The sequence below is a fragment of the Albimonas pacifica genome (genome assembly GCF_900113695.1).
GTDB lineage: Bacteria > Pseudomonadota > Alphaproteobacteria > Rhodobacterales > Rhodobacteraceae > Albimonas > Albimonas pacifica.
The window spans coordinates 243,800-268,105 of the sequence record NZ_FOQH01000005.1 but is presented as its reverse complement, the minus strand read 5'-3'; the positions used below and the strand labels follow the sequence as shown (position 1 = coordinate 268,105).

Genomic DNA, 24,306 nt, shown 5'->3' with positions numbered 1-24,306 from the left:
CGGCCGGCGGCGCGGGCCGCCCTACCAGTCGTATTTCCAGTTCACGCCGACCGAGGAGCCGTCCTCGCCCGAGGTCTCGGCATCCACGGTGACGTTGTCGAAGACGTCGATCTCGACTTCCACCGCGGTGGCGCCGCCGTCCACGGGCTGCTTCACGCCCACGTAGACGCCCTCGGCGATGTTCTGCCCGGCGGAGATCGCGGTGGCGTCGCCGTCGGTGTCCACCGCCAGCACGTCGAGCCCGACCGCCGAGCGCACCCGCCCCAGCGTGCCCTCGCCCCCCGAGGCCAGCGTCGCCACGCCGGCCGCGAGCTGGATGCCCTGCGCGGCCGAGAGGCTCTGGCGGTTGGTCCCGAAGATCACCCGCGGCAGGACCTCGTCCTCCGGCAGGGCGGGCACCGACTCGAAGGCGAGCCGCGGGTCCGAGGCCGAGCCCCGCACCGCGATGCGCCCGGTGATGTCCTCGCGCTCATGCTCGAAGACCACGTCGAGCTGCGGGTCGATCTCGGGCCCGCCCAGGAAGCGCACGTCCGAGCGGGCGAGGTCGAAGTCCCGACCCAGGAAGTCGAGCGTGCCGCGCACGCCCGAGACCAGCCCGGTGATCCGCGGCGAGGCGGCGTAGCCGGTGATGGCGAGGTCGACCTGCCACTCCGAGGTCAGGCCGCGCCCGCGCACGAAGATGTCGCCGGGCGCCACGATCTTGAGGTCGAGCGTGGGGCCGCCGGAGGCCTCCTCCTCCACCTTCTCGGGGGGCTCGCCCTTGATCTCGATCTCGCCGAGGTCGGGCAGCGAGGGCGGCGTGGCGTTGACCAGGCGCACCTCGGCGCGGTCGATGCGGATCTCTCCGGTGACGGCGGGGGCGATGGTGGGGCCCTCGACCCGGATGTCGGTGGAGACGGCGGCGGTGACGTCGTCGCGGCGCACCAGCACCGCCTCGCGCGTGGTCGCGGTGGCGGTGATCCGGTCGCCGACGAGGTCGACGTTCGCCTCGACCGGCCCGCCGGCGCCGTCGGTGGCGGTCAGGCGCACCCGCAGGCCGCCGCCCTCGCGCAGGGAGGAGCGGACCTGCAGGTCCGACAGGATCGTGCCCGCCTCGAGATGCTGGTAGCTGCCGTCGATGAGCCGGATGCGCCCGGTGGGCTGCGGCGCGTCGATGGCGCCGGTGACCTGCAGGTCGACGTCGAGCTCGCCGGTCAGCACGTGGTCGGGGAGCGGCAGCAGGGGCCAGATGGCCTCCGCCCGGCCCTGCCAGACCACCGAGGCGTCGATCTGCGCGCCCGGCGGCGGCGCGGGGAACATGCCCGCGGGGCGCAGCGGCAGTGTGGCGGCGACGCGCACGCCGTCCTCGCCGAAGGGACCGCGGATCACGCCCTCGGCAGACATCGTGCGCCCGTTCCAGTCGGCGTCGAGATCGGCGGCGAGCGTGCCGTCCCCCGCCGCGATGTTGGAGAAGCCGAGCTCGCGCGCCTGAAGGTTCACCCGGGCGCGGGCGGACCCCGGGCGGGTGTCGAAGTCGGCCGAGAGGTTGACAGAGCCCGAGTCCACCGGCGCGTCGACGATCGCCGCCAGCGCCGGCAGGTCGCCGATCGCGAGCGTCAGGTTGCCCCGCGCCCCGTTCGAGGCGAGCGCGGCCTCGCCCGTCAGCCCGCCGCCGGGCAGCGTCACGTTCAGGCCGCGCACGGCGGTGGTCCCCCCCGACAGCGTCGCGGTCAGCGCGCCCTGCTGGGCGATGGAGACCTCGCCCGCGTCGAGCGACAGGGTCGAGAGGGTGATCGTCTGCGGATCGGAGTCGAGCCGACCGCGGCCGTCGATCCGCAGGCGGATCGGCTCCTCCTCGGCCGTGGCGCCCTGCCCCTCGACCGAGAAGGTCAGGGCCGAGAGGTCGCCGTTCGCCCGCGCCGTCACCCGCGAGAGGGAGGCCGCCCCGGCCACGTCGACGGTGGAGGCGACGAGGGTCGCCTGCCCGGCCGGCGCCTCGATCAGGTTCGAGCCCTCGGCGTCGAGGCTGACCTGGGCGATGGTGGCGCCGCCCGCGTCGATGCCGCTGGCGGTGGCCTTCGCCGTGGCCGAGGGCGCGCCCAGCAGGTCGGCGGCGGTGGCGTCGAGCTGCACGCTGCGCACCGTGGCCCCGCCCGCGCTAACGCCCCCGACCGTGGCGGTCAGGGTCGCCGAGCGGCCGGTGGTCAGCCCCTCGGCCGTGGCGGAGGCGTCGAGGGAGGCGACGGAGACGCCGCCGTCGGCGGTGATCGAGCGGGCGGCGAGGTTGGCCTCGGCCCGGCCCTCGCCCAGCAGATCCTCGCCGCGGGCGTCGAAGTCGACCCGCTCGATGGCGGCGCCGGGGGCGGTCACGCCGGTCGCGAAGCCCACCGCGGTCGCCGCGGGATCGTCGATCAGGTTCACCCCGTCCACGGCGACGTCGAGCACCTGCACCCCCGCGCCCTGGCCCGAGGCGTCCTCGGCCAGCAGGCGCACCGTGCCCTGGGGCGCGCCGGTCAGGTCCTGAAGGTCGGCCTCGACGGTGGCGCGGGCGAGTCGGGCGTCGAACTGGGGGGAGGTCGCCTCGGTGACGACCGCGGTCGCGCGCACGGCCGGGGCGCCGGTCAGGTCGGTGGCCTCGCCGGTGACTTCCAGGCGCTGAACGCGGGCGACGTCGGCGCGCGGGTTCTCGTCGGCGGCCTCCTCGGCCGCGTCGGCGGCGGCGTCGGCGGCCTTGTCGGCCGCGCTCTCGGCGCCGGCCTCCTGGGTGGTCTCGGCGGCCTTCTGCGTGGCCTTCTCGACGCCCGAGGCGCGCAGCACCGCATCTTCGGCGGCGATGGCGAAGACGGCCGAGACGCTCTCGCCGGTCGCGTCGCGCACGGTCACGTCGAGGTCGGCGAAGGCGAGCGCGCCGTCGAAGCCCTCCAGCCCGTCGGCGCGGCCCACAAGGTGCAGGTCCTGGCGCCCCTCCGGCGTGGTCAGGTCGAGGTCGCCGCGCAGCGAGCCCGCGATCGGCGCGCCGGCGAGGTCGGAGAAGGCGCCCAGATCCGCGACCTCGACCGCGAGCGAGCCGTCGACCAGCGTCTGCGCGAGATCCACCTCCGCCCGGCCCGCGAGCGTCGCGCCCATGGCGGCGCCGGTCAGGTTCGTCACCGACAACAGGTCCCCGTCGAGCGTGAAGTCGGTCGCGACCTGCGCCGGCCCGTAGCGGGAGCCGGAGGCCTCGACCGCGACGTTGCCCGCCACGGTCTCGCCGGCGGTGACGTCATGGGTGATCGCCACCTCGCCGTAGGGCTCGCCCTGGAAGGTCAGGTCCTCGGCCGCCGCGCGGCCGGTGAGGTGGATCGCCGAGAACGGCCCCTCCGCCCGGCCCGAGACGTCGAGCCGCCCGCCGGCGACCTGGTCGTAGGCGGCGGCGACCGGCTCGAGGCTCGGGGTCGACAGCGCATAGTCCAGCGCCGCGGTCGACTGCGCCACGTCCGCGGTCCCCTGCGCCGAGACGCTCAGCAGCGGGCTGTCGATGGACAGCGTCTCCAGCGTGGCGACCTGGCTCTCCAGCCCCCAGACGGCGCGGATGTCGAGGCGGGTGTCGCCCATCAGGTCCGGCCCCAGCCGGTCGAGCCGCACGCCGGTCGCGTCGCCGTCGGCGGTGACGGTCAGCTCCTGCCCCTGCACGGTCGCCGCGACCTCCAGCGCCGCTTCGCCGATGTCGGCGGGGGCGGTGGCCAGGCCGGCCAGCGACAGGGCGCCGGAGGCGGAGAAGTCCTCGGGCACGCCCTTCAGCGCGCCGTCGAAGGCGATCCGCTCGAAGTCCACGCCCTCGGCCACCTGGGACATCACCGCGCCGGCGACGAGGCTGAGGTCGAAGTCCATCTCCCCGTTCGCCCGGGTGTAGGTCCCCACGGCCGAGGCCTGGATCGAGGGAGAATTGAACGCGCCCGTCTCGATGCGCACCACCCCGTCGTCGTCCTCGCGCACGGAAAGGTCGAGCTCCGCCCGCTCCCCCAGCGCGGTGCGCGCCTGGTCGGAGAGCTCGGGGCCGGGGACGAGCGCGAGCTGCGCGTCGACCGAGACCGGGGCCTGCGCGTCGATCACGGCCAAGCCGTCGACGCGGATCACCTCGTCGACCTCGGCGGCGAGCGTGAGGTTCCAGTCGACCAGCGGGCCGGAGGCGTCGACATTGACGAAGCTCGCCGAGGTGTTGGGCAGGCCGCCCATCACGGCGACGAGGCCGCCGGGCGCCTCCTGCGCGTTCAGCGCCAGCTTCAGGCTCTCGTCCGAGAAGTCGCGCACGTATTCCAGGTCGATGGTCCCCTCGACCGCGTCGGTGCGCCGGATGTCGAGCTTCAGGGACTGGATCTGGCCCTCGTCGACGAAGGCGCCGGTGGCCTCGAAGGCCAGCGACTGGGGGGCGAAGACCCCCTCGGCCACGAAAGCGTCCACCAGGCGCAGGCTCTCCACGCGCACGGCGATGGGGGAGCGGGGCCAGGCGAAGGGATCGAAGCCGGCCTGATCGATCTCGGAATCCTCGACCACCTCGACCTCGGGCGGGGTCGGGGCGCGCAGGATCCGCATGCCGGTCAGGGCGATGTCGGTGATCTCGACCTCGCCGCGCAGGATGCGTCGCGCGTTCCACGAAAGCTGCGCGCTGCGCGCCTCGAACCACACCCCCTCCCCGTCGGCGATCTTGATGCCGGCGAGCACGGTCTGGCCGTCCTCGTTCTCCTGCACGCCGTCCGCGGTGATCTCGAACTCCCCCTCCACCGAGATCTGGGAGAGCACGAACTGCACCAGCGAGTTCTGCAGGCCGAGCAGCGAGAACTGGGCCGCAGCCGGGCTCGCCGTCAGCAGCGCGCCGGCGAGCGCCAGCGGACCGAGGAGGGGGAGGAGGGCGCGCCGCATCAGTAAGCCTGTCCGATCGAGAAGTAGAAGCCGAAGGCGTCGTCGACCTTGCGCCCGTTCAGCGGGAAGGCGAGGTCGAAGCGGATCGGCCCGACGGGGGAATAGTAGCGCCCGCCGAGGCCGGCGGCGTACTGCACGCCGTCGGAGAAGTCCGGGGCCACGGCCGTGGAGACCGAGCCCGCGTCCACGAAGGCCACCACGCCGAAGTCGCCGTAGACCCGCGCCCGCGCCTCCAGCGACAGCTCGGCGACCGAGCGTCCGCCTGTGGGGTCGTTGTTGGCGTCGAGCGGCCCGATCATCTGGTCGCCGTAGCCGCGCACCGAGCCGCCGCCGCCGGAATAGAGCCGCTTGGTCAGCGGCACGTCGTTGAGCTTCTCGGCGAAGATCGAGCCCAGCCGCCCGCGGCTGGCCAGCACGTAGCGGTGCTCATCGTCGATGGGCAGGTAGCCCGAGACGATGGTCTCGGCCCGCAGGAACTGGGAATCGCCCCGGTCGCGGAAGGCGTGGTAGGGCGTGGCGTAGACGCCCGCGCGGATTCCCTCGGTCGGGTTCAGCAGGTCGTTGGAGCCGTCGTAGCGCACGAAGGCGGGCACGCCGAACAGGACCACGTCCTCGGTGTAGAACTGGTCGTTGATGCGCGAATACTCGACCAGCCCGCCGGCCCCGTAGGTCCAGTAGCGGCCCTGCTCGCGCTCGATGCCCGCCGAGAGCGTGGCGCCGGTCTCGTCGTAGGCGTTGTCCTCGATGTTGCGCACCTGGGCGAGGCCGGTCAGCGTCTGGCGGCGGCGGATGAACTGGGGCTTGCGCCCCTCCAGCGTCAGGCTCTGTTCGGAGGCGCCGAGCACGCCGGTCAGGTCGATGCGCTCGCCCCGGCCCAGCAGGTTGCGCTGGGTGTAGCCGCCGCGGACCTCGGGCCCGCTGTCGGTGTTGAAGCGCAGGCCCGCGGTGGCGGTGTTGCGCGGCCCCTCGACCACGTCGACCAGGATCGGCACGGCGTCCCCCTGGGGATCGGCCGGAGGCTCGTCGGGCACCTTGACCACCACGGAGTCGAAGAGCTCGGTCTGCATCAGGTCCGACTGGTAGGCGCGCAGGTCGCGCCGGTCCACCGGCCGGCCATGGCGGAAGTCGCGGTAGCCGCGGATGTGCTGGGGCACCACGTCCTGCGTGCCGGAGACCTCGATCTCCCCGTATTCCGCATAGGGGCCCGGCGCGATCGAGGTCTCGATCTCGATCGTGCCCGCCTCCATGTCGGCGATGGCGCGCCGCCCCTGCAGCTTCGCCCAGGGGCGGCCGTTGTTGAGCAGCGCCGCCAGCGCCTTGCTCTCGGCGTCCAGGATCTCGCCCGCGTCCGCGCGCCGCCCGACGGGGGAGCCCGCCTGCTCGGGCGTCATCAGGTCCAGACGGCGGCGGCGCGAGGGCTCGCCGATCACCACGAACTCGTGCCGGGTCAGGCGGAAGGCGGGGCCCGGGTCGATGATCACGCGCGCGATGGCGTTCTGGCGGGGGGCCTCCTCCTCCTCGGCCGTCTCCTCCGCGGGCGTCTCCTCGTCGGAGGAGGAGCCGAAGAGCTCGGCGAAGGTGTAGGAGGCGCGGCCCTTGCCTTCGTTGGGATCCTTCGGCGCGGCGGGATCGTCGGGCAGCTGCTCGACCTCCACCGTCACCTCGGGGCGATAGTAGCCGAAGCTGCGCAGGATCTTCTTGGTCGCCTCGACGTCCTGCTCGGCGCGCCGGCGCAGGATCGCGACCGAGGGGGCGCCGTCGTCCTGGCGACGGTAGAGGGAAAGCGATTCCTGCAGCGCCGAGGTCGCCTCGTCGCGGGGCGAGCCGACGAGCTCCACCTCGTAGTCCACGCTGCCCTGGGGGGCGGCGAACTCGACCGGGGGGAAGTCGCCCTTGCGCTCTCCGAAGAGGCCGCAGCCCCCGAGCGCGACGGCGAGGGCAAGGACGGCGCAGGCGGTCGTGCGGCGCGCGAGGGTCGGGCCGGCGGCGCCGGCGGACGGACGGGTCATGCGCGGATTTTCACCCCGTTTGCGGCGGATCGGAACTGGCGCGGGCCCACGATGCGCGGGCCCGGCGCGCGGCGCAAGGCACGTGCACGTCAGCGACGGGGCCGGACGGGGCGTCAGCGCGCCTGTCGGCCGCGGGCCGCCGGCGGGCGCGGACGCGCGGCGCACAGCAGCTTGTAGGCCCCGTCGCCGCCGACCTCGGACCACTCGACGAAGGCGCGCTCCAGCACCTTCTCGTAAGGCAGGGTCCGGTTGGCGACCAGCCACAGGCGGCCCGAGGGCTTCAGCAGCCGCGCCGCGGCCTCCAGGAACGCGGTCCCCAGCGCCAGCGACACCTCGCGCCCGTCGTGGAAGGGCGGGTTGGCGACCACCGTCTCGTGCGAGGCGCGGGGAAGCGGCATGGCACGCACGTCCGCCCAGTGAAAACGCGCCCGCGGGTCGGAGAGATTGGCCTGCGCGCAGGCCAGCGCGGCGTGTTCGGCCTCCACGAGGTCGAGCGAGGCGACGTCCGCCGATTCGAGGATCCTGGCCGACAGGAACCCCCAGCCGGCCCCGAGATCGGCCACCGCCCCCTTCAGCGGCGGCAGCGCCTCGGCCAGCAACGCCGAGCCCGGATCGACCTTGTCCCAGGAGAACACGCCCGCGGCGGTGACGAAGTCGCGCCCGAGCCCGTGGACGCGCGGCGCGGCCGCCGCCTCCTCCAGCCATTGCGCGAAGAGCGCGGGCGCCTCGCCCTGGCGCACCAGCGACAGCACGCGGCCGTGGCGGCGGGGGGCGGCCTCGACCTCGAGCCCCTCCTTGCGCAGGGCCTTCTGCAGGCTCTCGATCCCGTCGGTCTTGGCGCCGGAGACGAAGAGCCGTCCGCCCTCGGCCGTCTTCGCCCAGGCGCGGGCGAGGTTGGCGCGGTTCTCGGCCCGCGCGCGGGTCAGGCAGACCGCCGCCGCCGGGAACTCCGCGAGGTCGGCCGGCAGTTCGGCATGCACCTCGCGCCCCTCGGCGTCGAGGGCGGCGTGCAAGGGTTTCGACCCCTGCTCGCAGACCAGCGCGTCGCGGGCGAAGGCGCGGGAGGGACGGGCGCGCAGGACCAGCAGTCCGCGCGGCCCGAAGGGCGAGGGCTCGCCGTCGAAGGCGTCGGCGAGCAGTTCCATGGGATCGGGTTCGGCCATGCCCCCGCCGATACCCCGAACCGCCCCCGGGCGCCAGAGCCCAGGTCCCTCCCGGCCTCCCGCCGCAACGCCCCCCCGCTTGCGCGCCCGGCCCGCCCCAGCCGCCGGCCCGCCCCAGGCCCCGCCGCGAGCGCCTGTTCTCCGGAGCCGTCCGTCGCTGATGCCGATCAGAGCGACTCGCCCGAAGCGGTCAAGGATCGCGCAGCGACCCCGCGCAGCGGGGCTCGTCCTTGACCGCTTCGGGCGAGTCGCTCAGGCATCTTCAGCGACGGACGGCTGCGGAGGACAGGCGCGGCCTGTTCTTGGGTGAGTTCAGAAGCGCCCCTTCGCCGGCGCCGGCCGGCGCGCGCTCGCCGAGCGCGCAAGGCCGAGCGAGCCCCGCCTCGCGAGGCCCGCCCCACGCGCCGACGCTCGCCCCGCGCCGCGGGCCGAACGCCCCCCCAGGCGGGCCGCCCGACGCGGCGCCCTCAGCCTTCGTATTCGACCAGCAGGTCCTTGGCGTCGACCTGCGCGCCCGCCGAGACGTGGACGGTCTTCACCGTGCCGTCCCGCTCGGCGTGCAGCGCCGTCTCCATCTTCATCGCCTCGATGGTCAGCAGCATGTCGCCGGCCTTGACCGTCTTGCCCGCCTCGACCGCGATGGACGCCACCACGCCCGGCATCGGCGCCGCGACATGGGCCGCGTTGGCGGCGTCGGCCTTCGGCCGCGCCTCGACCGAGGCGGCGACCTTGCGGTTCCTGACCGTGATCATCCGCTGCTGGCCGTTGAGCTCGAAGAACACCTTCACCGTGCCGTCCTCGGCGGTGTCGGTCATCGCCGAGAGGCCGACCTGCAGGGTCTTGCCCTGCTCCATCTCGACCTCGATCTGCTCGCCTTCCTGCATGCCGTAGAAGAAGGTCGGCGTGGGCAGCACGCGCACCGGGCCGAAGTCGGCGTGGCGCTTCATGTAGTCGGTGAAGACCTTGGGATACATCAGGTAGCCGCAGAGATCCTCGTCGTCGATCTCCTCGCCGTCGAGCTCTTCCGACACCTGCTTTCGGATCGCCTCGAAGTCGGCGGGCGGAATGCGGGCGCCGGGGCGCGTCTGGTCGGGCGTCTCGCCCTTCAGCGCCTTCTTCACCAGCTTCTTCGGGAACCCTCCCGGCGGCTGGCCGAGGTCGCCGCGCAGCATCCCGATCACCGACTCGGGGAAGCTGACGTCCACCTTGGGGTCCAGCACCTGATCCACCGTCAGCCCGGCCGAGACCATGGTCAGCGCCATGTCCCCCACCACCTTGGAGGACGGCGTCACCTTCACGATGTCGCCGAACATCTTGTTGACGTCGGCATACATCTTCGCGACCTCGTGCCAGCGCTCGTCCAGCCCCATCGAGCGCGCCTGCGCCTTGAGGTTGGTGAACTGCCCGCCCGGCATCTCGTGGAGATAGACCTCCGAGGCGCCGGCCTTCAGCTCGCTCTCGAAGGCGGCGTATTGCAGGCGCACCAGCTCCCAGTAGTCCGACATCTCGCGGATGCGGGCGGGCTCGAGCTGGGTGTCGCGCTCGGTATGCCGCGTCGCCTCGACGATCGAGCCCAGGCAGGGCTGCGAGGTGAGGCCGGAGAAGCTGTCCATCGCCGCGTCCACCGCGTCGACGCCCGCCGCCGAGGCCGCCAGCACCGTCGCCGCCGAAATGCCCGAGGTGTCGTGGGTGTGGAAGTGCACCGGCAGCCCGGTCTCCTCCTTCAGCGCCTTGATCAGCGGCCCGGCGGCGGCGGGCTTCAGCAGCCCCGCCATGTCCTTCAGGCCGAGCACGTGGACGCCCGCCTTCTGCAGCTCCCTGGCCATGCCGACGTAGTATTTCAGGTCGTACTTGGCGCGGTCGGGGTCGTTGATGTCGCCGGTGTAGCAGATGGCGCCCTCGAGCACCTTGCCCGTCTCCAGCACCGCGTCCATGGCGACGCGCATGTTCTCGACCCAGTTGAGGCTGTCGAAGACCCGGAACACGTCCACGCCCGAGCTCGCCGCCTGGTGCACGAAGCGCTGCACCACGTTGTCGGGATAGTTGGTGTATCCCACCCCGTTGGCCCCGCGCAGCAGCATCTGGGTCATCAGGTTGGGCATCCGCGCGCGCAGGTCGCGCAGCCGCTGCCAGGGGCATTCGTCGAGGAAGCGGTAGGCGACGTCGAAGGTCGCGCCGCCCCAGCACTCGACCGAGAACAGCCCCGGCAGGTTCTTCGAATAGGCGTCCGCGGCGCGGATCATGTCGTAGCCGCGCATGCGGGTGGCGAGCAGCGACTGGTGGCCGTCGCGCATGGTGGTGTCGGTGATCAGCAGGCGCTTCTCGGCCAGCATCCAGTCGGCCACCGCCTTGGGGCCCTGGGCGTCGAGCAGGTCGCGCGTGCCGGGCACCGGGCCCGCCTCGACCGGCTTCGGGGGCACGGGCTTGCGGGCGTGGGCCGGGGGCTTGGGCCGGCCGGCGGTGTCGGGGTGGCCGTTGACGGTGACGTCCGCGATCCAGGTCAGCAGCTTGGTGGCGCGGTCCTGGCGGGCCGGGAAGTCGAAGAGCTCGGGCGTCTCGTCGATGAACTTGGTGGTGTAGTCCGAGCTCAGGAACTTCGGATGCTTCAGCAGGTTCTCGACGAAGGCGATGTTGGTCGCCACGCCCCGGATGCGGAACTCGCGCAGCGCACGATCCAGCCGGGTGATCGCCTCGTCCGGCCGCGGCGCCCAGGCGGTGACCTTCTCCAGCAGCGAGTCGTAGTAGCGGGTGATCACCGCGCCCGAATAGGCCGTGCCGCCGTCGAGGCGGATGCCGAAGCCGGTCGCGCCCCGATAGGCGGTGATCCGGCCGTAGTCGGGGATGAAGGAGTTCGTCGGGTCTTCCGTCGTCACGCGGCACTGCAGGGCATGGCCGTTGAGCTGGATCGCGTGCTGGCCGGGGACGCCGGTGGCCTCGGCGACCGTCGCGCCCTGCGCGATCCGGATCTGGGCCTTCACCAGGTCGATGCCGGTGACCTCCTCGGTCACGGTATGCTCGACCTGGATGCGCGGGTTGACCTCGATGAAGAAGAATTCCTCGGTGTCCATGTCCATGAGGAATTCGACGGTGCCGGCGTTCACGTAGCCCGCGTGGCGGGCGATGCGCAGCGCCAGCTCGCAGACGTTGGCGCGCTGCTCCTCGCTGAGGTACGGCGCGGGCGCGCGCTCGACGACCTTCTGGTTGCGGCGCTGCACGGTGCAGTCGCGCTCGAACAGGTGCAGGATCGAGCCGTGGGAGTCGCCCAGCACCTGCACCTCGACATGGCGGGCGCGCTGGATCAGGCGCTCGAGGTAGCCCTCGCCGTTGCCGAAGGCGGCCTCGGCCTCGCGCTTGCCGGCGCGGACCTTCTCCTCGAGCTCCGAGGCCTTGAGGATCGGGCGCATCCCGCGCCCGCCGCCGCCCCAGGAGGCCTTGAGCATCAGCGGATAGCCGACCTTCTCGGCCATGGCGCGCACGGCCTTCATGTCGTCGGGCAGCACCTCGGTCGCCGGCACCACGGGCACCCCGGCCGCGATCGCGGCGTTGCGCGCGCTGGCCTTGTCGCCCAGCATCCGCATCGCCTTGGCGGTCGGGCCGATGAAGGCGATGCCCGCGGCGTCGCAGGCGTCGACGAAGGCCGGGTTCTCCGACAGCAGGCCGTAGCCGGGGTGGATCGCGTCGGCGCCCGACAGCTTCGCCACCCGGATCATCTCGTCGATCGAGAGATACGCCCCGACCGGCCCCAGCCCCTCGCCGATGCGATACGCCTCGTCCGCCTTGAAGCGGTGCAGGCCCAGCTTGTCCTCCTCGGCGTAGACGGCGACCGTGGCCTTGCCCAGCTCGTTCGCGGCGCGCATCACGCGGATGGCGATCTCGGAACGGTTGGCGACCAGGATCTTCTTGAAGTCTTTCATCGGGAAGCATGCTCCGGCTTGGGCGCGGATAGGTTCGGACATAGAAACCATAGGCGGCTGACCGGGAGCAAGGGACTTCGCTGCGGCGCAGCGAAACCCGCCCGGACTTCGCCCGAGTCTCGCCGCTGTCTCGGGCAGGATGAGGGCGGACGGGCACGAAAGGGAATCGCGATGCAGTGGCGTGGACGGCGCGGCAGTTCGAACGTCGAGGACCAGCGGGGGCGATCGTCCCCGGGCGGCGGCTTTCCCGGCGGCTTCGGCCGGCGGCCCGGCGGGTTCCCGGGACAGGGCTTTCCCGGCGGCGGGCGGCGCATCTCCCTGCCCCGCTCGAAGGCGGGGTGGGTGGTGTTCCTGGTGGTGATCGGCATCTCGATCTTCGCCGCCCAGCAGGAGCGGAGCGTCGGCCCCGGCGGCGCCGGCGGCTCGGGCGGCGCGCTGATCCAGGCGGACCGCGAGGCCGGCCAGTTCGCCTCCGTCGTGCTCGCCGACACCGAGGAGGTCTGGGCCCGGCGCTTCCAGGACGAGCTGGGGCGGCGCTACGATCCGCCCACGCTGGTGCTGTTCTCGGGCTCGGTCCGCTCGGGCTGCGGGGGGGCGAGCGCGGCCTCGGGGCCGTTCTACTGCCCGCTGGACGAGAAGGCCTATCTCGACACCGACTTCTTCGACGCGCTGGAGCGGCGGCTCGGGGCCAGGGGCGACTTCGCCGCCGCCTACGTGATCGCCCACGAGGTCGGCCACCACGTGCAGAACGAGCTGGGCATGCTGGAGCGGGCGCAGGCGATGAAGGCGGGGCTCGACGAGGCCGGCGCCAACGCGGTGCAGGTGAAGGTCGAGCTGATGGCCGACTGCCTCGCCGGCGTCTGGGCGCGCGAGGCGCAGCGGATGTTCGGCAGCCTCGACGAAGGCGACGTGGACGAGGCGCTGAACGCCGCCTCGCGCATCGGCGACGACACCCTGCAGCGCGAGGCGGGGCGCACGGTGCGGCCGGAGACCTTCCAGCACGGGACCTCGGCCGACCGGAAGGCCTGGTTCGCGACCGGCTGGAACGAGGCGACCATCGCCGCCTGCGACACGTTCTGACGCGGCGAGGAGCGGCGAGGGGGGGGCGAGGGCGGCTGGCCGCCCTGCCCCGCCTCAGTCCGCCGGCGGCTCCGCCGAGAGCTCGACCGCCTGCCAGTCGGCCTTCTCGCCCTGCACCTCGAGCCGCGCGAGGTCGGCGTGCAGGTCGAGGCCCGCGCCCTCCAGCGCCGCCTTGACCACAGGGGCCGCGGCGGCGGCGTCCTCGGGCGTCTCCCACTCCACCAGGGTCGCGAGCGCGAGGCGCCCGTCGGGAAGCGGACGCTCCACCGCCAGGTCGCGCAGGAAACCCGGCCGGGTGCGCAGCAGGCGGTGGATGAAGCCGACGCGGCGCAGGAACTCCGCGCGCGACGCCTCCGGCAGGGTGAACCGGTCGAGACGCACGAGGCCCGGGCGCGGGGCCGCGTCCTCGAACAGCGCGTCCTCGAAGGCGGCGTCGAGCGCCGCATCGAGGCCGAAGGATGCGTCGGCGGAGGCGTCCTGCGGGGACGCGAAGGCGGGGGTCAGGTCGAGCGGCATGGCTGCGGTCTCCGTCGGATCCCTCGGAGGGGCTGCGTATGCTGACCACCTGACGACCTCGACCTAGGTCGAGGTCAAGCGGAAATGCGCGGCCGGAGCGGTCCGCCTCACCCCTTGCGGGCGGCGGGGGTCAGCAGCGTCTCGGGGCGCGCCTTCTCGGCGAGCTGGAACAGGGAGAAGGTCTGGTTGACGTAGTTCACGGCGCCGGAGACGTGCTTCTCGAAGGCCTGCAGCTCGGGGGTGCGCTCGGCCTCGATCAGGCGCACGGGACGCTCCTGCGGGAGGGTCTCGAACTGGACGTAGAACCAGGGCTCGCCGCGGCGGAGCACGATGTCCCTGGAGACGTCGTGCCACTCGAAGGCCCACATCAGCGGGCGCGGCCAGGCGTGGATCGGGAAGCGGCCCCCGAAGATCGTGCCCGGCAGCGGGTCGGGGCGGTAGTGCAGGAAGGCCGAGAGCTGGGTCATGTAGACCGGCTCGTCCGCCACGAAGAGGTAGGGAAGGCTGACCTGCACGGTGGGCTTGTCGGGATAGCGCCACTCGGCCTCGCCGACGATGTGCAGGTGCTTGTTGAGCTTCTTGGGGCGCACGGGGCTGGCGGCGCCGAACATGTTGCGAAGGCCGGGGCGGCCCTCGGCGTCGCGCTCGAAGCGCAGGTGGAGGTCGAAGGGGCAGCGGATCACGAAGTAGCGGGATTCGAGGTTGATCACCGCCGGGCAGCGCGAAGCCGACTTGGCGTGACGGCGGTTCATCTCGGCGGAGCGCACCCGCTCGGGCGGGAAGAACACCACGCCGGCGTCGGGCTCGGTCAGCAGCCAGCCGACATCCACGGGACCGGTGGCGCGCGGCGCCGCGGGGCCGGAGGGGGCGTCGAACATGCGGGAGAGGGACATGGGGGCGCGCTCCGGGGCGGCGGCGGGACTGGACGCGACTGTGCCCCGCGCAGGCGCGGGCGGCAAGGCGGCGGGGGAGGAGGCGCCCTGCGGGCGGGCCTGGCAGGGGCGCGCCTGAGGGGGGCGTTGCGGGGGATCGGGGACGGGGGGAGCCTCCGGCGGGCTCCTGACTCACCCAAGAACAAGCCCGCGCCTGTTCCCCGGATCCGTCTCTCGCTTGCGATGCCTGAGCGACTCGGCCCCCGGGGTCAAGGACAAGCCCGCGCAAGCGCGGGTCGCTGCGCGATCCTTGACCCCGGGGGCCGAGTCGCTCCGGGCGGCATCCGCGAGAGACGGCTCCGGAGAACAGGCGCTTTGCGGGGCGTGGCCGGCCGCGCGCCGGGGCGCATGGGTCGCGTCCGGCGCGAACCTGCGGGGGCGGCGGGGGCCGGGGACGGCGGGCGGGGCGATGCGCGGAGCGCGAGCGTCCGTCCGTCGCCCCGGCCCGTGGCTCAGGCATCGACGATGAAGACGTGAACCGCGACGGGGCCGTGGGCGCCGAGCTGCAGGACGCCGCCGATGTCCGCCGAGCGGCTGGGGCCCGTCACCAGGTTCACCGTGCGCGGCTGGGCGCCGGAGCGGCGCACGCGGGCCCAGAGCTCCTCCAGCCCCGGCACGATCTCCGAGCGGCGCAGCACGATGAAATGCGTCTCGCCCAGGAAGGTCAGCGTCACCGGGTTCGCAGGGCCCGAGCGCAGCGCGACCGTCCCGGTCTCGGCCGCGCCGCAGACGGCGCGCGAGAGCGTGGCGGGCTCCTCGATCCGGCCCGGACCCCGGGTCGCCTCGAGGCCCGACCAGTCGAGGGAGACGAGGTCGAAGTCCTCGCCCATGCGCACCGCGGCGGGCAGATTGCGCGCGCGCAGCTCCTCGGCCAGCGCCTGCGGCAGGGACGAGAAGCCCGGCACGTGGGAGACGCTGGCGTCCACCGCGCGCAGCTTCTCCTCGAACCGCGCCAGCGCCTCGGCCCCCTCCAGCCGCGAGGCGGCCGGGCGCGGCGCGGTCTGGGCGCCGGCGAGACGCAGGCGGGCCGCCACGCCCTCGGCGCGCTCGGCCGCGGGGCGGCCCTCCTCCAGCCGGCGGCGGAGGTTGGCGAGGATGCGCACGCGCGAGCTCATGCCGCGCCCCCCTTCCGCCGGCCCTCTGCGTCGGGGTTCCATTGCGCGAGGAAGGTGCCGCCCTTCTGCGGCGCGGGGAAGTCGCGGGTCTGCGTCCAGGCCCGCCCCGCCAGCGGCAGGCGGCGGATCGAGCCCGCCCCGAGCAGCCGCAGCGCGCGCGCAGCCAGGCTCGCGCCGATCCGGTAGAGCCCCGGCCGGCGCGCCGCCCAGGCCCAGGCGCCCATGCCCCGCCGCATGCCCTTGGGCGAGAGCTTGCGTTCGAACTCCCGCTCCCGCCAGTGGCGCATCATCTTGGGCAGGGGGATGCGCATCGGGCACACCTCCTCGCAGCGCCCGCAGAAGGTGGAGGCGTTGGGCAGGTTGCCGCCCTGCGTCACCCCGATCAGCGCCGGCGTCAGCACCGCCCCCATCGGGCCCGGATAGACCCAGCCGTAGGCATGCCCCCCGACCGCGCGATAGACTGGGCAGTGGTTCATGCAGGCCCCGCAGCGGATGCAGCGCAGCATGTCCTGGAAGTCGGAGCCCAGCATCTCCGAGCGGCCGTTGTCGAGCAGCACCACATGGTATTCCTCGGGCCCGTCGGGATCCTCGGCCCGGCGGGGGCCGGAGGAGAAGGTCGTGTAGACCGACATCTCCTGCCCCGTCGCCGAGCGCGCCAGCAGGCGCAGCACGGTCGAGGCGTCCTCCAGCGTCGGCACGATCTTCTCCAGCGAGGCGAGCACGATGTGCACCTTCGCCAGCGACTGCGACAGGTCCCCGTTGCCCTCGTTGGTGACGATCACCGACTGGCCGGTCTCGGCGATCAGCATGTTGGCGCCGGTGATCCCCACCTCGGCCTCGAAATACTTGCGCCGCAGCTCGCCGCGCGCCTCGAGCAGCAGCTTGTCGAGCCCCTCGAGGTCCCGGTCCTGCGGCAGATGCGGGTGGAATTTTCGAAAGGCCTCGCGCCACTGGGGCACGTTCACGTGCATCGCGGGCGCGATGATGTGGGAGGGCGTCTCCTTTCGCAGCTGGATGATGTATTCGCCGAGGTCGGTCTCGACAGGCTTGACCCCGTTCTCTTCCAGGTAGTCGTTCAGCCCGATCTCCTCGGAGATCATCGACTTGCCCTTGTTGACCGTCTTCGCCCCCGCCTTGCGGCAGATGTCGAGGATGATCGCGCGGGCCTCCTCCGCCGTCTCGGCCCAGTGGACGTGGCCGCCGGCGTCGGTCACCGCCTGCTCGTAGGTCTCGAGATAGACGTCGAGATGCTCGAGCACGTGGTTCTTCAGGTCGCGGCCGGCGTCGCGAAGGGCGTCGAACTCGGGCACCGCCCCCGCGGCCCCGGCCCGGCGGGCCATCGAGCCGGTGAGCGCGGTGGTCATCTGCTCCATCAGCGGCGCGTCGGCCATCGCCTCGCGCACGTTCTGGCGGAAGTTCGGAGTGGTGGGCGCGTGGGTCATCAGGCCTCTCCGATCATGGCGATCATGCGCTCTCTCCGATCGCCGGGACGTCGGTCATGCCGGCCAGCACCTCGACCACGTGGCGGGCCTTCACCGGGCGGCCCTCGCGGCTCATCTTGCCGGCGATGTTCATCAGGCAGCCGAGGTCGCCGGCGAGGATCGTGCCCGCGCCGGTCTCCTGCGCGTGGCGCGCCTTGTCGCCGGCCATGCGGTCCGAGATCTCGGGGTACTTCACGCAGAAGGTCCCGCCGAAGCCGCAGCAGACTTCGGCCTCGGGCAGCTCGCGCAGCTCCAGCCCCTCGATCGCCCCCAGCAGGGCGCGGGGCTGGGCCTTGATGCCCAGCGAGCGCAGGCCCGAGCAGCTGTCGTGGTAGGTCACGGGGCCCTCGGGGGCGCGGCCGTCGGTGGCGGCGACGTTCAGGACGTCGCGCAGGAACTGGGTGATCTCGAAGGTCCTGGCGGCCAGCGCCTCGGCCCGCGCGCGCCAGCGGTCGCCGGCGCGGAACATCTGCGGGTAGTCCTTGATCATCGTCGCGGCGCAGGAGCCCGAGGGCAGGACCACCGCGTCGAAGCCCTCGAACTCCTCGATCACCCGGCGGGCGAGGCGGCGGGCGCCGCGGCTGTCGCCGGCGTTCCAGGCGGGCTGGCCGCAGCAGGTCTGGTTGGGCGGCACGCGCACGTCGCAGCCCGCGTCGGCCAGCAGCTTCGCCGCGGCGAAGCCGACCGAGGGTCGGAACAGGTCGACGAGGCAGGTGGCAAGCAGCGCCACGCGGGGCTTCTCGCCCTCGGATACGGTCATGCCCAGCGGCCCTCCCTTGTCGCCCGTCCCTCCTGTAAAGCGCGAGCGGGGGCGCGGGGCAAGCGTGCAGGCCGCGGGGGCGCGCGGGTTTCCGCCTTGCGGCGCCCCGCGCGCCCCGCGCCGCGCCCCGCCGCGCCCCGCCGCGCCCCCGGGGGGCTTTCCCCCGCGGCGATTCCGGCGTATAGGCGCGCGTCTGCGGCAGGGACACCCCTGGAGGCCCGCCGCAGGGACGTGCGCGGACGGTCCGCGCATGCGCAACCAGATATATGATTGGAGTCGACGATGGCCGACCTTCCGGTTCTCGAGGCCACCGCCCGCTCCGGCACGGGCAAAGGGGCTGCCCGTTCCGCGCGGCGCGAGGGGCTGGTTCCCGGCGTGATCTACGGCGGCGGGATCGATCCCGTCACGATCAACGTCAAGCACAACGAGCTGCTCAAGCGGCTCAAGGCCGGGCGCTTCCTGTCCACGCTGTTCAACGTGAAGGTGGACGGCCAGGACAACCGCGTGATCTGCCGCGCCGTGCAGCGCGACGTGGTCCGCGACCTGCCGACCCACGTGGACTTCCTGCGCCTGACGGAGAAGAGCCGCGTGAACCTCTTCGTTCACGTCGACTTCGTGAACCAGGAGGCCTCGCCGGGCCTGAAGAAGGGCGGCGTGCTGACCGTGGTGCGCTCCGAGGTCGAGCTGAACGTGGTCGCGGGTTCGATCCCCGATCACATCACCGTCGACCTGACGGGCAAGAGCTTCGGCGACGTGATCCACATCTCCGACGTCGAGCTGCCCAAGGGCGTGACCCCGGTGATCCGCGACCGCGACTTCGTGCTGGCCAACATCTCCGCTCCCTCGGGCCTGCGCGCCTCCGAGGCGGCCGAGGAGGATGCGGCCGAGGAGGCTCCCGCCGAGGAGTGATCCTCGCCGGCCTCCCGCCGACGCGACCCGACGCCCGCTTCTCTCCAGGAGCGGGCGTTTTTCGTGGCGCCCCCTTTCCCGACGCCCGCGCGCCCGCGAGTTGACAGCTGTCAACTCTCCCCCGCGGCGCCCCCGCCTTCTCGCGCGACGCGCGCCCCGGGCCCCCCGTGCCCCACGCGCCCCCGGGGAGCGCCTGTTCTCCGGAGCCGTCCATCGCGGATGCCGATCAGAGCGACTCGCCCGGCCCCGTCAAGGATCGCGAAGCGACCCCCGAAGGGGGCTTGTCCTTGACGGGGCCGGGCGAGTCGCTCAGGCATCGGACGCGATGGACGGATCCGGAGGACAGGCGCGGGCGTCTTGTTCTTGGGTGAGTCCGGAGCCCGCCGGCGGCTCCTCCCTCCCCGCCCTTCGCCCCCCCGTCCCCCCGGTCGCGACCCGGCCAAGCCCGCCCGCAGGGCGCCTGCAGACCGCTCCCCGCCGCGATCCGCCGCCTTGCCCGCGCCGGCCGCTCCGCGCTAGGCCGGCCGGGACCGCCCCTGACGGAGACGCATGATGACCGACGCCCCCTCCCGCGAGGCTTCCGACGCGCTGGTCCGCGATGCCTCCGGCGCCCTGCCCCGCCTGCGCGAGATCATGCGCCGCCTCCGCGCCCCCGACGGCTGCCCCTGGGACCGCGACCAGGATTTCGCGTCCATCGCCAAGTATACCGTCGAAGAGGCCTACGAGGTCGCCGACGCCATCGAGCGCGGCGACATGGCCGACCTGAAGGACGAGCTCGGCGACCTGCTGCTGCAGGTCGTCTACCACGCGCAGATGGCGCAGGAGGCGGGGCTGTTCGATTTCGACGACGTCGCCCGCGCCGTCGCCGACAAGATGCTCCGCCGCCACCCCCACGTCTTCGGCGACGAGGACGGCGTGGTGCGCGAGCTGCGCCCCGGCGACTGGGAGCGGATGAAGGCGGCCGAGCGGGCGGGGAAGGGAAAGGTCGAGGCCGCGGCCTCGGCGCTCGACGGGGTGGCGACGGGGCTGCCGGGGCTGACGCGGGCGGTGAAGCTGCAGGCGCGGGCGGCGCGGGTGGGCTTCGACTGGCCCGACGCCTCCGACGTCATCGCCAAGGTGGTCGAGGAGGCGGGCGAGCTCGCCGAGGCCCGCGACCGGCTGACCGCCGACGAGGTGGAGGCTGAGTTCGGCGACCTCGCCTTCGTGCTGGCGGACCTCGCCCGCCATCTCAAGGTCGAGCCGGAACATGCGATCCGGCGCACCAACGCCAAGTTCGAACGCCGGTTCCGGGAGGTGGAGCGGCGGCTCGCCGCGAAGGGCAAGCGGCCGGAGGACTCGGATCTCGCCGAGATGGACGCGATCTGGGACGAGATCCGGGCCGAGGACAGGGCCGCGGCCGCGCCCGTCCCGGGCCCGAAGGCCGCGCCCGACGACCGCATGTGACCCTGCGTCCGTCGCGCCTTGCGGACGCCTCGCCGCTTTGACCCCGCCTCGCGCTTCCGTTATCACCCAAGCCGTGCGCGGCCCGACCTTCTGCGGGGCCGCAGGACGGCCCGGAGATGACCGCCCGCCGATGACCGACACCATCCTGGATCGTTGCGAGGCCGCGGGCCTGCGCATGACCGGACAGCGGCGCACCGTGGCCCGCGTGCTGGAGGCCAGTTCCGACCACCCCGACGTCGAGGAGCTGCACCGCCGCGCCGCCGCGGAGGACGCCCGGATCTCGCTGGCGACCGTCTATCGAACCGTGAAACTGTTCGAGGATGCGGGGATCGTCGAGAAGGTGGATTTCGGCGACGGCCGCGCGCGCTACGAGGACGCCGAGCGCGAGCATCACGACCACCTCATCGACATGGCCACCGGCGAGGTGATCGAGTTCGTCGACGAGGAGATCGAGGCCCTGCAGCGCAAGGTGGCCGAGAAGCTCGGCTACGAGCTGATGGGCCACCGCATGGAGCTTTACGGCCGGCCCCTGAAGGGGACCAAGGCCAGGCGGGGCCGCTGAGGCCCCATCCTTTCCGCCGGCGCGCCGCCCTTCGGGGCGGGCCCGCCGGCCCGAGCAACGGAGACGCGAAAATGAGCGCCATCGTCGATATCGCAGGCCGCGAGATCCTGGACAGCCGCGGCAACCCGACCGTCGAGGTCGACGTGACGCTGGAGGACGGCTCCTTCGGCCGCGCGGCGGTCCCCTCGGGCGCCTCGACCGGCGCGCACGAGGCCGTGGAGCTGCGCGACGGCGGCTCGCGCTACAAGGGCAAGGGCGTCACCCAGGCGGTGGAGTCGGTCAACGGCGAGATCTTCGAGGCGCTTGCCGGCGTCGACGCCACCGAGCAGGTCGCCATCGACCGCGCGATGATCGAGCTGGACGGCACCGAGAACAAGGGCCGGCTGGGCGCCAACGCCATCCTGGGCGTGTCGCTGGCCGTCGCCAAGGCCGCGGCCGAGAGCGTGGCCCTGCCCCTCTACCGCTATGTCGGCGGCATCAACGCCAAGGTGCTGCCCGTGCCGATGATGAACATCATCAACGGCGGCGAGCATGCCGACAACCCGATCGACGTGCAGGAATTCATGATCATGCCGGTGGGCGCGAGCTCGCTGCGCGAGGCGGTGCGCATCGGGGCGGAGGTGTTCCACACCCTGAAGTCCGAGCTGAAGGCCGCCGGCCACAACACCAACGTCGGCGACGAGGGCGGCTTCGCCCCGAACCTCGCGGGCACCCGCGACGCGCTCGATTTCATCATGAAGTCGGTGGAGAAGGCGGGCTTCAAGCCGGGCGAGGAGGTCTATATCGCGCTGGATGCGGCCTCGACCGAGTTCTACGAGGACGGCAAGTACCACCTCAAGGGCGAGGACGCGGTGCTGACCTCGGAGCAGATGGCCGAGTACCTGCGCCGCCTGGTGGCCGACTACCCGATCATCTCGATCGAGGACGGCATGGCCGAGGACGACTGGGAAGGCTGGAAGGCGCTGACCGACCTGGTGGGCGACCGTTGCCAGCTGGTGGGCGACGACCTGTTCGTGACCAACACCCGCCGCCTGATCACCGGAATCGAGATGGGCGCCGCGAACTCGATCCTGGTGAAGGTCAACCAGATCGGCTCGCTGACCGAGACCATCGAGGCGGTCGAGATGGCGCATCGCGCGCGCTTCACCAGCGTGATGTCGCACCGCTCGGGCGAGACCGAGGACGCGACCATCGCCGACCTCGCGGTGGCGCTGAACTGCGGGCAGATCAAGACCGGCAGCCTCGCGCGCTCCGACCGGCTGGCGAAATACAACCAGCTGATCCGCATCGAGGAGGAGCTGGGCGAGGCCGCGATCTTCGCGGGCCGTTCGATCCTGAAGGGCTGAGCCGCCGCGCCGACGGGGCGCGGAACCGACGCCGCGCCGGGCCCGGCGCGGAAGAGCTGGAGCGCCGCCGATTCTCACCGAGGGTCGGCGGCGCTTCGCGTTCCAGCCGTCCGTCGGCCGGATGACGTTGCGCAAGCTGTGAGGTTTCTCACAGACGTTCTTGACCGAAAAGCGTGATTATTCGGCATTTGTCGTAATATTTACGGAATATGAAAGCGCCGTTAAGACGGCGCACAGGGGCGGCTTGGTATCCGATCCGCCATGACCACCCCATACAGATCCTATCTCCGGCCGGCCGACCGGGTCCCGGCCGTATCCGCGGTTCCGGACCGTCGCGCCCGCTTCTTCGGCGGCGGCGAGGCGGCGCGCGGCGGCGCGGGCGGACGGCCGCCGCCGCTGAAGGCCTATGCGCGCCTGCAGACGGGGGCGTTCCAGGGCGGGCTCCGGCTGCGCCATGTGGCGATCCTGGCGGTGGTGGCGGCGGTGATCGTCTACGTCCGCTCGCAGGGCGGCTGAGGGCCGCGACGGCGTCTGAAGGCGCGCGCGCAAACCTGCGGGACGAAAGACTCTTTTCAAACCGCCCCCGCTCCGGCATTGTTTGCAGTCAGGCTGAGGCGCGTTCCCGCTCGGGGCGGCGGCCATCGGAGCAGGCAGGCGAACGACATGAACGAGAGCGGCGCCACGCGGCGGATCGCCCAGGCGGTCTTCGGCTTCTTCGTCATCGCGACCACCAGCTACTTCGGATACTCGGCGCTGCAGGGCGACACCGGGCTGGTGGAGCAGGTGCGTCTGGCGCGCGAACAGGCGACGCTGGAGGCGAACCTCGCCGAGCTGAAGACCGAGCGCCGGCGGATGGAGAACCTGACGCGCCGCCTCTCGGACCGCTACCTCGACCTCGACCTGCTGGACGAGCGCGCGCGGCGGATCCTGGGCTATGCCCGGCAGGACGAGATCGTGATCCGCTGAGCCGTCGCGGCCGGCCGGGTCCCGACGCGGCCGCGCCGAACGCGCAGGCCGCCTTATCGTTCGCCAAAGCCATGTTTTCACGACGGCACGCTTCCGGCCGGAACGCACGAAACTTCCCGTAGTTTCGCCAAAACCGCAATTCGGTTGCTCGGTATTGGCGTGCAGTCGTTATGGTGCGAGGCTAGAAAAGTCGGAACATCGTGAACGATCCGGGCCCACACCAGGGAGGTTGACGCCATGGCCGCCACGCGGCGAAAGAAGCCCAATGCGTCCAAGGAGGAGCTGCTCGCCTATTATCGCGACATGCTCCTGATCCGGCGCTTCGAGGAGAAGGCCGGCCAGCTCTACGGCATGGGACTGATCGGCGGGTTCTGTCACCTCTACATCGGCCAGGAGGCCGTCGTCGTCGGGGCCGAGGCCGCGGCGAAGGAGGGCGACCAGCGCATCACCACCTACCGCGACCACGGCCACATGCTGGCCTGCGGGATGGATCCGAACGGGGTGATGGCCGAGCTGACCGGGCGCGAGGGGGGATACTCCCGCGGGAAGGGCGGCTCGATGCACATGTTCTCCAAGGAGAAGGAGTTCTACGGCGGGCACGGCATCGTCGGCGCGAACGTCCCCCTTGGCGCGGGCCTCGCCTTCGCGAACAAGTACCGCGAGAACGACAACGTCACCTTCACCTATTTCGGCGACGGCGCGGCGAACCAGGGCCAGGTCTACGAGACCTTCAACATGGCCTCGCTGTGGAAGCTGCCGGTGATCTTCATCATCGAGAACAACCAGTACGCGATGGGCACCAGCCTGAAGCGCGCCTCGTCGTCCCCTGCCCTCTACACCCGCGGCGCCGCCTTCGGGATCGAGGGCGAGGCGGTCGACGGGATGGACGTGCTGGCGGTGAAGGAGGCCTGCCTGAAGGCCGCCGACCTCTGCCGCAAGGGCGAGGGGCCCTACATCCTCGAGATGAACACCTATCGCTATCGCGGGCACTCGATGTCCGACCCGGCGAAGTACCGGACCCGCGAGGAAGTGCAGAAGATGCGCGAGACCCGCGACCCGATCGAACATGTGCGCGAGCTGCTGACGCTGGGCGGCGACGCGACCGACGATGAGCTGAAGGCCATCGACAAGGAGGTCCGCGGCATCGTCAACGCGTCCGCCGACTTCGCCCAGGAGAGCCCCGAGCCCGCGCTCGAGGAGCTCTGGACCGACGTGTACGCCTGAGGAGGGGG

17 protein-coding genes are annotated in these 24,306 nt (G+C 72.4%); 8 read left to right on the top strand and 9 right to left on the bottom strand.

All coding sequences use genetic code 11. The features are described from left to right. Positions 1 to 21: 21 nt before the first annotated feature. The 4 genes from BM064_RS27440 to pyc form a co-directional block, all read right to left on the bottom strand. Positions 22 to 4,878: a translocation/assembly module TamB domain-containing protein gene (locus tag BM064_RS27440; protein ID WP_092860085.1), complete on the bottom strand. Its 4,857-nt coding sequence runs from the start codon at positions 4,876 to 4,878 to the stop codon at positions 22 to 24. Beyond that, entirely contained in the window at positions 4,878 to 6,887 is a 2,010-nt protein-coding gene (locus BM064_RS12335) for an autotransporter assembly complex protein TamA (protein ID WP_092860084.1), read from the bottom strand. Before BM064_RS12335 ends, BM064_RS27440 begins: the two co-directional genes overlap by 1 nt. A gap of 113 nt (positions 6,888 to 7,000) precedes the next feature. Continuing rightward, on the bottom strand, positions 7,001 to 8,050 hold the full coding sequence (locus BM064_RS12330) for a class I SAM-dependent methyltransferase (protein WP_092860083.1): 1,050 nt from the start codon (positions 8,048 to 8,050) through the stop codon (positions 7,001 to 7,003). Between the two features lie 467 nt (positions 8,051 to 8,517). Then, positions 8,518 to 11,964 (bottom strand): pyruvate carboxylase, encoded by a 3,447-nt coding sequence (gene pyc / locus BM064_RS12325; protein ID WP_092860082.1) that lies wholly within the window; start codon positions 11,962 to 11,964, stop codon positions 8,518 to 8,520. 171 nt (positions 11,965 to 12,135) lie between these two features. Here pyc and ypfJ point away from each other — a divergent pair, with 171 nt between their 5' ends. After that, positions 12,136 to 13,044, top strand: coding sequence for a KPN_02809 family neutral zinc metallopeptidase (gene ypfJ, locus BM064_RS12320; protein WP_092860081.1), 909 nt, complete (start codon positions 12,136 to 12,138; stop codon positions 13,042 to 13,044). 54 nt (positions 13,045 to 13,098) lie between these two features. Here ypfJ and BM064_RS12315 read toward each other — a convergent pair whose 3' ends face one another. The 5 genes from BM064_RS12315 to BM064_RS12295 form a co-directional block, all read right to left on the bottom strand. After that, entirely contained in the window at positions 13,099 to 13,560 is a 462-nt protein-coding gene (locus BM064_RS12315) for a hypothetical protein (protein ID WP_092860080.1), read from the bottom strand. A gap of 107 nt (positions 13,561 to 13,667) precedes the next feature. Further along, positions 13,668 to 14,453: a hypothetical protein gene (locus BM064_RS12310; protein ID WP_092860079.1), complete on the bottom strand. Its 786-nt coding sequence runs from the start codon at positions 14,451 to 14,453 to the stop codon at positions 13,668 to 13,670. A gap of 491 nt (positions 14,454 to 14,944) precedes the next feature. Then, positions 14,945 to 15,607, bottom strand: coding sequence for a LutC/YkgG family protein (locus tag BM064_RS12305; protein ID WP_177236232.1), 663 nt, complete (start codon positions 15,605 to 15,607; stop codon positions 14,945 to 14,947). Continuing rightward, positions 15,604 to 17,049 (bottom strand): LutB/LldF family L-lactate oxidation iron-sulfur protein, encoded by a 1,446-nt coding sequence (locus BM064_RS12300; protein WP_092860077.1) that lies wholly within the window; start codon positions 17,047 to 17,049, stop codon positions 15,604 to 15,606. The genes BM064_RS12305 and BM064_RS12300 overlap by 4 nt, the downstream gene beginning before the upstream one ends. A 22-nt stretch (positions 17,050 to 17,071) precedes the next feature. Then, complete coding sequence (locus tag BM064_RS12295) at positions 17,072 to 17,848, bottom strand: (Fe-S)-binding protein (RefSeq protein WP_092860076.1); 777 nt, start codon at positions 17,846 to 17,848, stop codon at positions 17,072 to 17,074. A gap of 282 nt (positions 17,849 to 18,130) precedes the next feature. On the opposite strand from BM064_RS12295, the gene BM064_RS12290 reads away from it, so the two are divergent. The 7 genes from BM064_RS12290 (at position 18,131) to pdhA (ending at position 24,298) form a co-directional block, all read left to right on the top strand. Further along, positions 18,131 to 18,757, top strand: a complete 627-nt coding sequence (locus tag BM064_RS12290; protein ID WP_092860075.1) for a 50S ribosomal protein L25/general stress protein Ctc — start codon at positions 18,131 to 18,133, stop codon at positions 18,755 to 18,757. Between the two features lie 552 nt (positions 18,758 to 19,309). Then, the gene (gene mazG / locus BM064_RS12285) at positions 19,310 to 20,200 is read left to right on the top strand and encodes a nucleoside triphosphate pyrophosphohydrolase (RefSeq protein WP_092860074.1); all 891 of its coding nucleotides are present in this window, start codon (positions 19,310 to 19,312) and stop codon (positions 20,198 to 20,200) included. 130 nt (positions 20,201 to 20,330) lie between these two features. Then, entirely contained in the window at positions 20,331 to 20,762 is a 432-nt protein-coding gene (locus BM064_RS12280) for a Fur family transcriptional regulator (protein ID WP_092860073.1), read from the top strand. 71 nt (positions 20,763 to 20,833) lie between these two features. Further along, the gene (gene eno, locus BM064_RS12275) at positions 20,834 to 22,108 is read left to right on the top strand and encodes a phosphopyruvate hydratase (RefSeq protein WP_092860072.1); all 1,275 of its coding nucleotides are present in this window, start codon (positions 20,834 to 20,836) and stop codon (positions 22,106 to 22,108) included. Between the two features lie 261 nt (positions 22,109 to 22,369). Then, on the top strand, positions 22,370 to 22,624 hold the full coding sequence (locus BM064_RS12270; protein ID WP_092860071.1) for a hypothetical protein: 255 nt from the start codon (positions 22,370 to 22,372) through the stop codon (positions 22,622 to 22,624). A gap of 147 nt (positions 22,625 to 22,771) precedes the next feature. After that, complete coding sequence (locus BM064_RS12265; RefSeq protein ID WP_092860070.1) at positions 22,772 to 23,074, top strand: FtsB family cell division protein; 303 nt, start codon at positions 22,772 to 22,774, stop codon at positions 23,072 to 23,074. A gap of 237 nt (positions 23,075 to 23,311) precedes the next feature. Continuing rightward, positions 23,312 to 24,298 carry a pyruvate dehydrogenase (acetyl-transferring) E1 component subunit alpha gene (gene pdhA, locus BM064_RS12260; protein ID WP_092860069.1) on the top strand — a complete coding sequence of 329 codons (987 nt, stop codon included), beginning with the start codon at positions 23,312 to 23,314 and terminating at the stop codon, positions 24,296 to 24,298. Positions 24,299 to 24,306 lie beyond the last annotated feature (8 nt).

What these genes read in the sequence shown, in the direction of transcription:
- BM064_RS27440 (WP_092860085.1), bottom strand. Translation starts at nt 4,878, where the DNA reads ATGCGGCGCGCCCTCCTCCCCCTCCTCGGTCCGCTGGCGCTCGCCGGC.
- BM064_RS12335 (WP_092860084.1), bottom strand. Translation starts at nt 6,887, where the DNA reads ATGACCCGTCCGTCCGCCGGCGCCGCCGGCCCGACCCTCGCGCGCCGC.
- BM064_RS12330 (WP_092860083.1), bottom strand. Translation starts at nt 8,050, where the DNA reads ATGGCCGAACCCGATCCCATGGAACTGCTCGCCGACGCCTTCGACGGC.
- pyc (WP_092860082.1), bottom strand. Translation starts at nt 11,964, where the DNA reads ATGAAAGACTTCAAGAAGATCCTGGTCGCCAACCGTTCCGAGATCGCC.
- ypfJ (WP_092860081.1), top strand. Translation starts at nt 12,136, where the DNA reads ATGCAGTGGCGTGGACGGCGCGGCAGTTCGAACGTCGAGGACCAGCGG.
- BM064_RS12315 (WP_092860080.1), bottom strand. Translation starts at nt 13,560, where the DNA reads ATGCCGCTCGACCTGACCCCCGCCTTCGCGTCCCCGCAGGACGCCTCC.
- BM064_RS12310 (WP_092860079.1), bottom strand. Translation starts at nt 14,453, where the DNA reads ATGTCCCTCTCCCGCATGTTCGACGCCCCCTCCGGCCCCGCGGCGCCG.
- BM064_RS12305 (WP_177236232.1), bottom strand. Translation starts at nt 15,607, where the DNA reads ATGAGCTCGCGCGTGCGCATCCTCGCCAACCTCCGCCGCCGGCTGGAG.
- BM064_RS12300 (WP_092860077.1), bottom strand. Translation starts at nt 17,049, where the DNA reads ATGACCCACGCGCCCACCACTCCGAACTTCCGCCAGAACGTGCGCGAG.
- BM064_RS12295 (WP_092860076.1), bottom strand. Translation starts at nt 17,848, where the DNA reads ATGACCGTATCCGAGGGCGAGAAGCCCCGCGTGGCGCTGCTTGCCACC.
- BM064_RS12290 (WP_092860075.1), top strand. Translation starts at nt 18,131, where the DNA reads ATGGCCGACCTTCCGGTTCTCGAGGCCACCGCCCGCTCCGGCACGGGC.
- mazG (WP_092860074.1), top strand. Translation starts at nt 19,310, where the DNA reads ATGACCGACGCCCCCTCCCGCGAGGCTTCCGACGCGCTGGTCCGCGAT.
- BM064_RS12280 (WP_092860073.1), top strand. Translation starts at nt 20,331, where the DNA reads ATGACCGACACCATCCTGGATCGTTGCGAGGCCGCGGGCCTGCGCATG.
- eno (WP_092860072.1), top strand. Translation starts at nt 20,834, where the DNA reads ATGAGCGCCATCGTCGATATCGCAGGCCGCGAGATCCTGGACAGCCGC.
- BM064_RS12270 (WP_092860071.1), top strand. Translation starts at nt 22,370, where the DNA reads ATGACCACCCCATACAGATCCTATCTCCGGCCGGCCGACCGGGTCCCG.
- BM064_RS12265 (WP_092860070.1), top strand. Translation starts at nt 22,772, where the DNA reads ATGAACGAGAGCGGCGCCACGCGGCGGATCGCCCAGGCGGTCTTCGGC.
- pdhA (WP_092860069.1), top strand. Translation starts at nt 23,312, where the DNA reads ATGGCCGCCACGCGGCGAAAGAAGCCCAATGCGTCCAAGGAGGAGCTG.